General features: G+C 41.7%; 11 protein-coding genes. 9 read left to right on the top strand and 2 right to left on the bottom strand.

Annotated elements, in window-relative coordinates:
- Positions 1-228 precede the first annotated feature (228 nt).
- Positions 229-603: a DoxX family membrane protein gene (locus tag CHX27_RS06975; RefSeq protein WP_094486046.1), complete on the top strand. Its 375-nt coding sequence runs from the start codon at positions 229-231 to the stop codon at positions 601-603.
- 3 nt (positions 604-606) lie between these two features.
- Complete coding sequence (locus CHX27_RS06980) at positions 607-1,113, top strand: hypothetical protein (protein WP_133063434.1); 507 nt, start codon at positions 607-609, stop codon at positions 1,111-1,113.
- Between the two features lie 61 nt (positions 1,114-1,174).
- Here CHX27_RS06980 and CHX27_RS06985 read toward each other — a convergent pair whose 3' ends face one another.
- The gene (locus CHX27_RS06985) at positions 1,175-1,558 is read right to left on the bottom strand and encodes a RidA family protein (RefSeq protein WP_094486048.1); all 384 of its coding nucleotides are present in this window, start codon (positions 1,556-1,558) and stop codon (positions 1,175-1,177) included.
- A gap of 228 nt (positions 1,559-1,786) precedes the next feature.
- The gene (locus CHX27_RS06990; protein WP_243388971.1) at positions 1,787-4,444 is read right to left on the bottom strand and encodes a putative LPS assembly protein LptD; all 2,658 of its coding nucleotides are present in this window, start codon (positions 4,442-4,444) and stop codon (positions 1,787-1,789) included.
- Between the two features lie 131 nt (positions 4,445-4,575).
- Between CHX27_RS06990 and CHX27_RS06995 the strand changes: the two genes are divergently transcribed.
- From CHX27_RS06995 to CHX27_RS07025, 7 genes are all read left to right on the top strand, one after another.
- Positions 4,576-5,730 carry an N-acetylmuramoyl-L-alanine amidase family protein gene (locus tag CHX27_RS06995; protein ID WP_094486050.1) on the top strand — a complete coding sequence of 385 codons (1,155 nt, stop codon included), beginning with the start codon at positions 4,576-4,578 and terminating at the stop codon, positions 5,728-5,730.
- A gap of 41 nt (positions 5,731-5,771) precedes the next feature.
- Positions 5,772-6,731 (top strand): MlaD family protein, encoded by a 960-nt coding sequence (locus CHX27_RS07000; protein WP_094486051.1) that lies wholly within the window; start codon positions 5,772-5,774, stop codon positions 6,729-6,731.
- Positions 6,732-6,736: 5 nt separating this feature from the next.
- Complete coding sequence (locus CHX27_RS07005) at positions 6,737-8,056, top strand: 4Fe-4S dicluster domain-containing protein (protein ID WP_094486052.1); 1,320 nt, start codon at positions 6,737-6,739, stop codon at positions 8,054-8,056.
- A gap of 186 nt (positions 8,057-8,242) precedes the next feature.
- Complete coding sequence (locus CHX27_RS07010) at positions 8,243-8,689, top strand: LNS2 domain-containing protein (protein ID WP_094486053.1); 447 nt, start codon at positions 8,243-8,245, stop codon at positions 8,687-8,689.
- Between the two features lie 12 nt (positions 8,690-8,701).
- Positions 8,702-9,493, top strand: coding sequence for a (Fe-S)-binding protein (locus tag CHX27_RS07015; protein ID WP_094486054.1), 792 nt, complete (start codon positions 8,702-8,704; stop codon positions 9,491-9,493).
- Between the two features lie 2 nt (positions 9,494-9,495).
- Positions 9,496-9,978 carry an ABC transporter ATPase gene (locus tag CHX27_RS07020; RefSeq protein ID WP_094486055.1) on the top strand — a complete coding sequence of 161 codons (483 nt, stop codon included), beginning with the start codon at positions 9,496-9,498 and terminating at the stop codon, positions 9,976-9,978.
- A gap of 1 nt (position 9,979) precedes the next feature.
- Positions 9,980-12,997, top strand: a complete 3,018-nt coding sequence (locus CHX27_RS07025; RefSeq protein ID WP_094486056.1) for a glycoside hydrolase family 3 N-terminal domain-containing protein — start codon at positions 9,980-9,982, stop codon at positions 12,995-12,997.

A 12,997-nucleotide genomic window follows, 5' to 3' on the forward strand; every position in this document is an offset into this window, starting at 1 on the left:
TTTTCGCTGCCGAAAATTTCTTTAAAATTTACGGAAAAGCCGTAACCTTGTTCTCAAGCGTTTCGTAATTTAGTAAGCGTTAAAAACGCTAAACAGGTATTCTCCACTAAGAAAAATAAGCCAATAAGAATATCTCGTGAATTTGGCATTACTTTTTTTATTTTTTTACAATAATGAGATGTATTCTTAATCTATAATCACTACGTTAGCATTCAGAAAATTAAAACCATGAAAAAAATCACAACACTTGCTGCAGCTTGGATTTTAGGTCTTATGTTCTTGAATGGCGGCTTAAACAAATTCTTAGAATACATGCCCATGCCCGAACAAATGAATCCTGAAATGCAAAAAGATTTTGCCGCATTTGTCGAAATTTCTTGGTTAATGCCTTTAGTGGGAATCGGCGAAATGCTTGGCGGGCTTTTACTTCTCTTTCCTCGTTTTCGGGCTTTAGGTGCAATTGTTTGCTTTCCAATTTTAATCGGAATCAATTCCTTCTGCGCAAGCGTAGAGCCCAGCGGATTAGCACTTGCGATACCACTTTTATTGATAGACATTTATATTTTAAGCGCCGAACGCGAAAAAATCAAATCGCTTTTTTAATTGATGAGACTAATTTTTCCTTTCAAAACAGTTTGTGTAGTCGGGTTTCTTTTCCTGACGTATTTCAGTAACGCCCAACTTGTCTTGGCCGAAAACGAAGAAGCCATTTTGCGTTTCAAAGCTAAAACTGGCGAAGAAATTGCACTGCTTAAAGATAAAACCGATTACTATCTACAGTTTAGATTTGTAAATCCACAAGGTGATAAAATTGAGTTTCCTAAACCAAAACCGAATAGTTGGAAACAATTTAAATACTCTCATAGAGTGGCTTTCCTAAACAACGGAAAGCAAGTCGACGTTGAGCTGGTGCGGTTTAAAATCGGTGATGATCAATACGTCATCTACGAACAACACGATCGCGGTTCGGGTTCAACCTCCGCTGGTTTGAAAATTTCAAATAGCGATACCAACCAAATAAAGCTTTATTCAGCTATTTCGACCACAATTCAAGGCGATTTGAGTCGAGTTATCGAAGGCAATAACATCGAAGTAGTCGAACATCTTGATTAGCTTTTCCTTTTTAATTCGCTCGTAATGTTTTCGAATACTTTGACCGTCTTTACAACAGAAATTATTCTTTAAACGCAATCATCGATATTTCGACATCCACGCCCTTAGGTAATCCTTGCACAGCAACAGTTTCTCGAGCAGGCGCTATCGATTCGTCGAAGTACTTTTCGTAAACCGAATTCACCGTGGCAAAATCGTTCATGTCCGTCAGGAAAATACTCGTTTTTACTACATCCGAAAATTGAAAACCAGCGGCTTCTAAAACCGCTCGTAAGTTCTCCATGACCTGTTCAGTTTGCTCGGCAACACTCTTTAGTTTTAAATGTCCCGTAGTTGGATCGATAGCAATCTGCCCACTCGTATATAATTGATTTCCAAATTGTACGGCTTGGTTGTACGGACCAATTGGTGCAGGTGCATTAGCTGTGTAAATGATTTTTTTCATAATTCTAAAAGTACGAATTTTTTGCAGTAAGAACTAACAAGCTGCGTTCGACTAAAACTAATTGTGAGAACGCTTGAAGTGAACAACTTCCACACTAAACAAATAAACGGTTGCCTACTTCGTTAGATTTTTTTGCGGTACCGTAATGTCTTTATAATAATACGTCTGATGATCAATCATTTATCTATTTTCTGACCAATATTTTTAAATCGAACTCAGGTTAATAAACTAACGTCGTCCGCCGTCGGGTAAACTCTGACGTTCCCACTTAATATCACTCAACATACCACTCTTAATTCCAATAAAGAATCCCCACGATTTGTAAATATCAATCGGAACCCACGTAAAATCCATACGCCAACTCAATAAGTCGCGTTCAAATCGAAGTTGGGTATACGTGATACCTTTTTGAACAAAGTCGTAACCTGTCGACGCACCAATTTTCCACTTCGGCGTAAGCGTTAAATTGCCAGAAGCCATAATACTATTGCCCGTGATTTCGCTTTGCCTTCTATCGTTAGAATACGTAAGCGAATAGGCCAAAGTCAAATCCCACGGTATGTCGGCGGCGTATAATTCCAAAGGTTTGGTATCTTCATCCTCTTCATCAAACTGCGATTTCCTTCGATCCCTAAAGTCCGTTGCAGTTCCAAATAAATCGTCTTCTCTACCACCGTTGCGCTGGTTTTCTTCTCCAGCAGCATTATTTTTCTTGTTCCCAAAATTACTGTCAAATGAGTAATTCATAGTAACGTTGGCGCTAGTAAGTCGGAACAACGATCCACCGTTGTCAATATTGAACGTGTTGATACGTCGTCCTGCCGCGTTTATCGAATACGGATCGAGTGTCGCAGCGAGATTCACGTTCATTTTCTCTTTAAACAACAACGTACTTCCACTAACACGTACTGGCGACCAACGCAGCGAATCGGCACTAATGTCGTAACCCGTTTGGAAATTCAAGTTGTTAAGCAACATGATTTTTTTATACTCTGTCTTCGTCGAATCTTTGTCGGTTACTTTTGCCTCGAAAGTGTTCGATAACAAAAAGCCAAGTACGTTGCTGTAATTTCTTTGCGGTGCACCGTAAATACCGTTTTCAAAACGGGTATATTCTTTTTGCATATTTCCACTGGCATCGGTCGCATAAGTATCGTAATACCGATCGAAACTTGGCGTGTAGTTGTAAGAAACCGTGGGGCGCATCACGTGGCGAATCGCTTTAACTTTGCCTTTATCTCCAAAGTCATATGTTCCGTAAATCGTTGTACCAATACCGGTACTGAAGTTGTAAGTTCTAAACGAATCAAATCCACCAACTTCACGTTCAACTACTTGATTCAAATCTGGATCAAATCGTCGGTTTATCGTCTTGATGTACCAAACCTCGTTGTAGTTCACATTAAACGGAACACTAAAATACTTGAGTAACTTAATATTCGTGTTAATCGGAATACTGTGGCGCATTCCAGCTTGGGCATCGCGGAACATTTCTGGCTTGAAAAACAATGAATCGGTCGTGTTTATGCGGTTTTCACCAAGAACATTGTATTGGAAATTGATGTTTTGAAAAAATCCTTTTTTTATTCCTTCTTTCGGAGCGAACGGAAATACGCGGTCCATACTGGCATTGAACGTTGGCAAAGTCATATTTATGGCTTGCGACTGCGTATTCTGCGAATGCGTTGCCGATAAGGTTATGTTTACCTGAGGTTCCCAATTAAACGTTTTAGAATACGATACCGACGAGGCTAAAGTATTATTCAAACGAGATGCAGCAGCCAATTGATTAAACGAACTTTGGAAAAACTGCGAGCTTCCCAAATTCACCGAAGCTGAAAATCGCGAATTCGGATTCGATTTTCCGTCTTGAGAATGACTCCACTGTATGTTGTATAGCGTTGTTCTACTGTAATCTGGGAACCCACGTTCGCTAAAAACTTGGTTTTCATACCTAAAATTCACGTTTCCACGAAACTTGTACCGCAAAGCGTAGTTCGTTTCGGCTCGAATTCCGTAACTACCGTTTGTGAAGTAATCGCCGGTTAACTTCAAATCCAGATAATCGCTGATAGCAAAATAGTAACCACCGTTTTGAAGAGAATATCCGCGATTGTTCGTATCGTTAAAAGTTGGAATTAATACACCCGACTGACTTTTAGTCGTCATTGGAAAAAAAGCAAAGGGCACGGCAATAGGCGTCGGAACGTCGGCAATGTACATGTTCGTGAACCCTACTACTACTTTCTTTTTAGGAACAAATTTTGCCTTTCGTGCCAAAAAGTAATACTCCGGATTGTCGATATCTTCCGAGGTGGTAAACTTCGTTCTCGATAAAAAGTACACCGAGTCGTTTTCGCGTTTAGCTATTTCAGAAATAAAATTAAGTTCTCCCTGTTGCGAGCGCGAATTGTAAATAATTACTTTTTTAGTTTTCGTATTGAAACGGATCGAATCTGGTTCAACCACGTTTGTACCCTGTTTGAAGACAGGCCGCTGCGTTAATGTACCTGTAGAATCTTTAATTCTTCCCGCCGAAACTTCATTGGTTTCGTAATTCATTACAATTATTCCTGCGGTAAGTTCAACGTCTTGATAGTACAATTCAGCTTCGTCGTACAGCGTTAACTGCTTTGTTTTCTGATTCATCCGCTCGTAACCTTTTGCCTTACGGCGAACGATGTCTTCTAAGACGGGTTTCTTAGGTTCTACACTACCTTTCTTTGATGTATCGACGGTTGTGGTCGGTAGTGATACTGTCAGAGTATCTTTTTGGGTACGTGAAACGTTAAGTGATTTTGCAGGCAATTCCTGCGCCTGAACTTTTCCGCAACAGATTGTTAAAAACGTTGCTAAAAAAACGATATGAAGTAAGTTTGAACGCAAATGTATTAATACTACTTTTGTGAAAAGTGGCGCACTTTTTGGTGGGTCAAACTTACATATAATTTTTCAGCTATATAAGCCGGAAGTAATTTTAACGAAGCATTTAAATCCACAAAAAACAAGCCTGAAAGATGAACTTCAAACGCAAATCTTTACAATTCATTTCATTAAGCATACTTTTTTTAACGCAAGTCGTTTCAGCTCAGTCAAATACATTTAAAGTAGCTCTCGATGCAGGTCACGGTGGTAAAGACTTTGGTGCCTCGTATCACGGATACTTAGAGAAACGAATCGCCCTAGAAGTAGTGCTTCGCGTTGGGAAAATTTTAGAAAAACAGCCCGATATCGACGTGGTTTATACTCGTAAAACCGATGTTTTTATCGAACTTATTGAACGTGCAAACATCGCCAATCGCGCCGACGCCAACATCTTCGTCTCAATACACTGCAACGCCAACGCAAACCTCTCTGCCGATGGAACCGAAACCTATGTTATGGGTCCGGGTAAAAACGCGAGCAACCTCGAAGCGGCAAAACGCGAAAATGCGGTAATCACCATGGAGAAAGACTATAAAATTAAATACGAAGGATTTGATCCGAATTCTCCAGAAAAAATGATCGGGATGACCATGCTCCAAGAAGAGTACATGGACAACAGTATCGCTCTAGCCAGTAAAATCCAAAATAACTTTACCGATATGCTCGGCCGGAAGAGTCGTGGCGTAAAACAAGCCTTGTTTATGGTTTTGCACAAAGCATATATGCCGCGCGTACTTATCGAAATGGGTTTTATTTCTAATGCAAAAGAAGGTGCTTTTCTGAATTCAGACGAAGGACAAGATAAAATGGCAGAGGCCATCGCAAAAGCCATCATCAGTTACAAAAAGGAATATTTTGGTGGGGAAGGGCAAATTTCCGAAAAGCCGTCGGAAAAATTAGCTCCTGAAGATCGTGTAGCACCTGCTAAACCCGTAACCGAAACGCCTCGAAATCCGGAACCGCAACAACAAACAACTACCGCCGAGTCGGGCATCGTCTTCAAAGTACAAATTAGCGCAAGCGGCAAAAAATTGGAACCAACACCAGCTAATTTTAAAGGATTAACCGACATCAGTGTAGCTACGGATAACGGAACGCTGTACAAATACATGTATGGCAACACACCCGATTATGCCAAAGCAAAAGAACTACTCGCAACCGCAAAAGCAAAAGGCTACGATTCAGCGTACATCATTGCTTTTAAAGACGGAAAAAAAATCAGTGTACAAGAAGCAATTAAGCAATAAGCTTCTATAATTTAGTTTAAATTTGCGCAAAAACTTGCACCTTGAAACTAAGCAGAGAGCTCAAAACCGCCATACTCGTCGTTTCATCCATACTTTTATTCATTTGGGGATATAATTTCCTCAAAGGGAGCGACCTATTTAACTCTTCTACAACCGTCTACGTAAAATATAAAAACGTCGAAGGTCTTTTGCCCTCGGCAGCAGTAACCATTAATGGTCTCGCCGTAGGAAAAGTACAATCCATTACTCTCGATCCGAAAGACGCTTCATTACTCGTCGAGTTAAAAATCACGGGCGATTTCCCCATCTCCAAGTCTTCTACTGCAAATCTGTACGAGCCCGGATTAATCGGTGGCAAACAAGTACAAATCATTCCAAACCTGCAAGACACGAACCTGATCGAAAACGGAACCTATTTACAAGGTGAGGTAATTTCGGGAATCACCGCACAAGTAACCGAAACCTTAAAACCGCTGCAAGAGAAAATTTCAACGATACTTTCGTCGGTTAACGTATTACTTAACGGAATTAACAATACGCTCGATACACGAACGCAAAATAATCTGAAAAATTCCATTGCCGAACTTGAGAAAACAATGGCAGAATTCAAGTCGCTCGCTGCAAATGCAAACGATTTAATCGCCGACAACAAAGGAAAACTTAACAGCACCATCGCTAATTTTGACAAAACTTCTGGAAACTTCGCTAAAATGTCTGATTCTTTAGCCAAAGTAAATATTGGACAAACGGTCAAAAAACTAGAATCGACGCTGGCTAACATGGATAAAATCATCGCCGATCTTCAAAGTGGAAAAGGTACCGCCGGAAAAATCCTTAAAGACGAAGCCATGTATAACAATTTCAATAAAACAGCAAAAGAATTGGAGTTACTCTTGCAAGATTTACGCCTAAATCCAACGCGATACATCAACGTTTCGTTGTTTGGGAAAAAGAATAAACCCTACAAAGCGCCCGTAACTAACGCCGAACCAAAACCTTAAAACAGATGCAATACATTGATAACATACTGTTTCTAATTGTCTTAGCTCTTGGAATTGCCTTCTTTGCAAAAAGCGCTAAGAAAATCATTCGCAATATCAAACTTGGTCAAGAAGTTGATCGAACCGACCGTACTTCCGAACGTTGGAAAAATATGACGCTCATTGCCCTCGGTCAAAAGAAAATGATTACCAGACCAATCAGCGGATTGCTACACATCATCGTGTACGTTGGTTTTGTAATCATCAATATCGAAGTTCTCGAAATTATAATCGACGGCCTTTTCGGGACACACCGCATTTTCAGCTTCTTAGGAACAACATATAACGTGCTAATCGGCTCATTCGAAATTCTGGCCTTGCTCGTTCTCGTAGCTGTATTTGCCTTTTTCGCCAGACGAAACATTATTAAACTAAAACGCTTCATCCACAACGACTTGACCGGCTGGCCTAAATCAGACGCGAATTATATTTTGTACTTCGAAGTTGTGCTTATGTCGCTCTTTTTAATCATGAATGCAGCCGATCGTCATCTGCAACTTATTGGCTATACGCATTATCCCGAAGCAGGCGCTTTTCCCGTTTCGTCGTTCCTGTTGCCCATTTTCGAAGGCATGAGTCCAGGCGTCGTGGCTCTTTTGGAGCGTTCGGCTTGGTGGTTACACATCATCGGAATTTTGATTTTCCTTAACTATCTGTATTTCAGCAAACATTTACATATTTTACTCGCATTTCCAAATACGTACTTTGCTGACTTAGACGCGAAAGGGAAATTTACTAATCTGGAATCGGTTACACGTGAAGTGAAATTGATGCTCGATCCAAACGCCGATCCTTATGCCGCAGCTCCAGCCGACGCTCCAGCAACGAAATTTGGCGCCGCCGACGTAACCGATCTCAACCGCGTACAATTGCTCAATGCCTATACTTGTACCGAATGCGGACGCTGTACTTCGGCTTGTCCGGCAAATCAAACGGGTAAAAAATTATCTCCAAGACGCATCATGATGGCCACGCGCGATCGAATGGTGGAGTTGGGTGATGAAATAGATAAGAACAACGGACAAATGCCGCAAAGCACCAAAACCTTGCTAAACGACTACATAACGCCTGAAGAGTTATGGGCGTGTACGTCGTGTAATGCATGTGTCGAGGAATGTCCAGTAAATATAAATCCGCTGTCAATTATTCTCGATTTGCGCCGCTTCCTCGTAATGGAACAAAGCGCCGCACCTATGTCGCTCAACGCAATGATGAGCAACATCGAAAATAACGGAGCACCATGGCAATACAGCCAGCAAGATCGATTGAATTGGAAAAATGAATAAGGATTTGGGCATTCCCACCCTCCGTACCTCCGGGCGGTCGGGCTTTCCGTTCCAATCTGCCTTTTATCAAAGGCAGGATTTCCACTGCAATCCCTAATGCGGGCACCAATACCAAAAAACGGATCTTATATGTGAGCGTAAGGCTGTTTTTAATCTGATTAACAACAAATTAAAAACAAAACGAAAATGAAACTTGAAGATGTAGAAAAACAACTTATCGGCGCAACGGAAAACGGTAAAACCATCAGCCCAATCCTTCCGGAAGGCATCAAAAATTACCTAATCGATATCGACGGAACCATTTGCGACGATATTCCAAACGAAGAGCCCGAACGCATGCTCACCGCAGCGGTATATCCAGATGCATTAGCTACATTAAATAAGTGGTACGACGAAGGACACATCATTTTCTTCTTCACTTCACGCACCGAAGCCCACCGCGAGTACACCGAAATTTGGCTCAAAAAGCACGGTTTTAAATACCACGGCATGGTTATGGGGAAACCACGGGGCGGAAATTACCACTGGATCGATAATCACTTGGTGAAAGCAACTCGTTACCGTGGTAAATTCACCGATTTAATTGAAAAAGAAGTCACCATCCAAGTTTTCGATGATGGCAAACACGAATAAAAACTTATAACTATGGCAGAGCAACTTTCAGTTCCAACAATGGCAGAAATGCTGGCAAACGGCGAACAACCCGAAGTTCTATTTTGGGTTGGCTGCGCAGGTAGTTTCGACGATAGAGCCAAAAAAATCACGAAAGCCTTCGTGAAAATTCTCAATAAAGCACAAGTAAAATTTGCCGTGCTCGGAACCGAAGAAAGTTGCACGGGCGATCCCGCAAAACGTGCCGGAAACGAATTCGTATTCCAAATGCAAGCCATGATGAATATCGAAGTGCTCAACGCATACGAAGCGAAAAAAATCGTTACGGCTTGCCCGCATTGCTTCAATACACTAAAAAATGAGTATCCAGAACTAGGCGGAAACTACGAAGTCATTCATCACACCGAATTCCTAAAATCGTTGCTCGATTCCGGCCGACTCACCATTCAAGGCGGTCAGTTTAAAGGTAAGCGAATCACTTTCCACGATCCGTGTTACCTAGGTCGTGCCAACAACATCTATGAAGCTCCGCGCGAGTTAATGGAAAAACTCGATGTGGCGCTTGTTGAAATGAAACGCTCAAAAGCAAACGGACTCTGCTGTGGCGCCGGTGGTGCACAAATGTTTAAAGACGCAGAGCCAGGAAATAAAGAAGTAAACATCCTCAGAACCGAAGACGCGCTCGAAACGCAACCCGATATCATAGCCGCTGCTTGCCCGTTTTGTAACACTATGATGACCGACGGTGTGAAAAACAAAGAAAAAGAAGGCAGCGTAAAAGTGATGGACATTGCCGAACTGATCGCTAATGCAGAAGACTTATAAAAATGTACGTACCTTTTGAAGAATTACCCGAAGAGTCGCGCGTTTGGATTTACCAAAGCAACCGACGCCTTCAACCTGAAGAACTAAGCCAAATTGAAACCGCTCTACAACAATTTGTTGAAAATTGGGCAGCACACGGAAAACCATTGCAAGCTTCTTTTGAAATTCGCTACGACCGGTTTATCGTTCTAGCTGTTGATCAGGAATTTAATGCTGCTACGGGTTGTTCCATAGATGCATCCGTACATTTCATACAAGAATTGGAAAAACAATTCGATATCGTTTTGCTCGATAAAATGAATGTAACGTATCGTTTGGGTGACCATATCGCACATAAATCATTGATCGATTTTAAGAAAATGGTCAAAGATCGCGCTGTGTCGCCTCACACGATCGTTTTTAATAATTTGGTAAACACCATCGAGGAATATCAAAACGACTGGGAAGTTGAAGCCTCGCAAAGCTGGCACAGCAGGTTTTTTTAATATGAAGATATCCGCTCGTATTCAACTCGGTGTCGTCTTAGCATCAATCGTTTTAGGAATCGCGGCCTGTAAATCCGCGGAAGCAAAAAAAGCCGAGCAACATCGTGCCGAAGAGCTTTCCCTTGCCAAGAGTCACCATAATCCAATCGATTCGTTGCCTCCCGTTTCGTTCGCTTGGATGAAGGAATCTAATGCAGAAAAACGTTGGGTCGACAGCGTGTACAACAACATGAACCTGACCGAACGAATCGGGCAACTATTCATGGTGGCGGCCTATTCCAACAAAGACAGCGTGCACGTAAATTCGGTTAAGAAACTCATTCGCGATTATAAAATTGGTGGACTGATTTTCTTTCAAGGCGGTCCGATGCGTCAAGCAAAACTGACCAACCAATATCAAGCACTTTCGAAACTTCCCTTGTTTATTGGTATAGATGCCGAGTGGGGACTAAACATGCGTCTCGATTCTACGTTCAAGTTTCCGTTTAACATGACTTTGGGCGCCGTTCGTAACAAGAAGTTATTGGAAAGTATGGGCATTCAGATGGCAAAAGAAAGCAAACGTTTAGGCGTGCATTTCAATTTTGCTCCCGTTCTTGATGTGAATACCAATCCCAAAAATCCGATTATTGGTTTCCGTTCCTTCGGCGAAAGCAAAGAAAACGTGACGCAATCGGCATTAGCGTTGATGACTGGCATTCAAGAAAGCGGAATTTACGCCACTGGAAAACACTTTCCCGGCCACGGCGATACCGGGACCGACTCGCATTATGCGCTTCCGGTAATTCCTTTTTCAAAAGAACGAATCGATAGTTTGGAACTTTATCCGTATAAAAAGTTATTTAAAAACGGACTTTCTTCGGTAATGGTGGCGCACTTAAATGTTCCCGCTATTGAACCGCAGGCAGATATTCCGTCTTCCGTTTCTAAAAATATCATTTCCGATTTATTGATTGATGAAATGAAATTCGACGGACTCATATTTACCGATGCGTTAAACATGAAAGCCGCATCGGGCACGCGTCCGCCGGGAAAAATTAATTTGGAAGCGCTGCTGGCGGGCAACGACGTTTTACTGTTTCCGGAAAATATTCCGCTAGGTATTGAACTCATTTGTATGGCGTTTCAAGACGGTGTTTTAACCGAAGAACGATTAAGCAAATCAGTGAAGAAAATTCTGCAACACAAATACAGAATTGGTTTAAACAAATACCAACCCATTCCAGAACAAAACTTAATAGCAGACATCAATCCGCCGCAAAACAAAATTCTGCAACAGCAATTGTTCGAAAATGCGGTTACCCTCGTTCAAAATCAAAACGACATTCTGCCAATTCAAAAATTGGAAAACGAGCGTATTGCATACGTAAAACTCGGCGACGATCAGAATACTGCATTTTTAGAGTCACTTAAAAATTACGCAGATATTTCCGAAGTTACTGTAACATCACTCGATTCTATCGAAAGTCAGTTTGCCGAATTCTCAAAAGTAATTGTCGGTTTTCACAAATCGGATCGCGCGTGGAAATCGCAATCGTTTACCGATACCGAAATTCAAATTCTCGATCGCTTAACGCAGAAAAAATCCGTAATTCTCGACGTTTTCGTTCGTCCGTATTCGTTAATGCCTATTTCATTTTTGGATCGATTTTCGGCAATTGTTGTTTCGTACCAAAATGCCGACGTAGCGCAACGCGTTAGCGCGGATGTCATTTTTGGAACCACTGCTGCTGCTGGTCGCTTGCCGGTAAGTATCAATGCAAAATATCAGGCAGGCATGGGCATCGATACGAAAACAATTAACCGTCTTGGTTTCTCACTTCCTGAACTGCAGAAAATGAGTTCAGAGAAATTGAAAGTCCTCGATAACATTATAGAAACGGCTATTGCAAAGAAAACAACGCCGGGAGCACAAATTCTTGTAGCACGAAACGGTAAAGTTGTTTATCAAAAATCCTTCGGGAAATTTACCTACGACGCTACAGCACCAAAGGTAACCAACGCTGCCGTTTACGATTTGGCTTCACTTACCAAAATCTTAGCACCTTTGCCATTATTGATGCAAAACTACGAGCAGCACAAGTTTACCTTAGATACCAATCTGGGAACACTTTTGCCGTATTTGCAAACATCTGATAAAAAAGATATTACCGTAAAGCAATGGCTTTCGCATCAAGCCGGTTTCGAAGCGTGGACACCGTTTTACAAACAAACACTCTTGGCAAACGGAACGGTGAATCCGACTTATTACTCAAAAATAGCCAATCAAACATTCAATACGCGTGTGAGCGACAGTTTGTACATCATTGGTACGTACCGCGATTCGATTCTTCAGAAAATCAAAAATTCGAAACTCGTTCCAAATCAAGGATATAAGTATAGCGATTACACCTTTATCTTGGCGCAAAAGTATTTGGAAGATCAATTGCATTCAAGTTTAGACATCAGCGCATATACGCATTTTTACAAGAAAATCGGTGCTGGTACCTTAACGTATAATCCGACGCAACGGTTTGATTTACATGATCTTGTGCCAACAGAAATTGATACCTATTTCCGAAGAGACACCATTCAAGGTTTTGTGCACGATATGGCGGCAGCGATGCAAGGTGGAGTAGGAGGGCACGCCGGACTTTTTGGTACTTCACTGGATGTTGCCAAAATGATGCAGCTTTTCTTACAAAAAGGAAATTATGGAGGCGAACAATATTTTAGTTCTGCTACTTTCGATACCTTCAATACACGTTATTTCGAAACTTTGGGAAGCCGACGTGGCTTGGGATTCGACAAACCACAATTACCCGGAACGGCGGGTCCGACCTGCGGTTGCGTTTCGGCAGAGAGCTTCGGACACACCGGTTTTACGGGCACCATTGCTTGGGCCGATCCGAAAACACAACTCGTTTATGTGTTCTTATCCAATCGAACCTTTCCCGACAGCAACGCACCTAACGCCTTATCGCAACAAAACGTTCGCGAACAAATACAAAAAGCGATTCAAGACGCCATCCTAGAATAG

Source organism: Flavobacterium aurantiibacter, assembly GCF_002251775.1.
Classification (GTDB): Bacteria; Bacteroidota; Bacteroidia; order Flavobacteriales; family Flavobacteriaceae; genus Flavobacterium; species Flavobacterium aurantiibacter.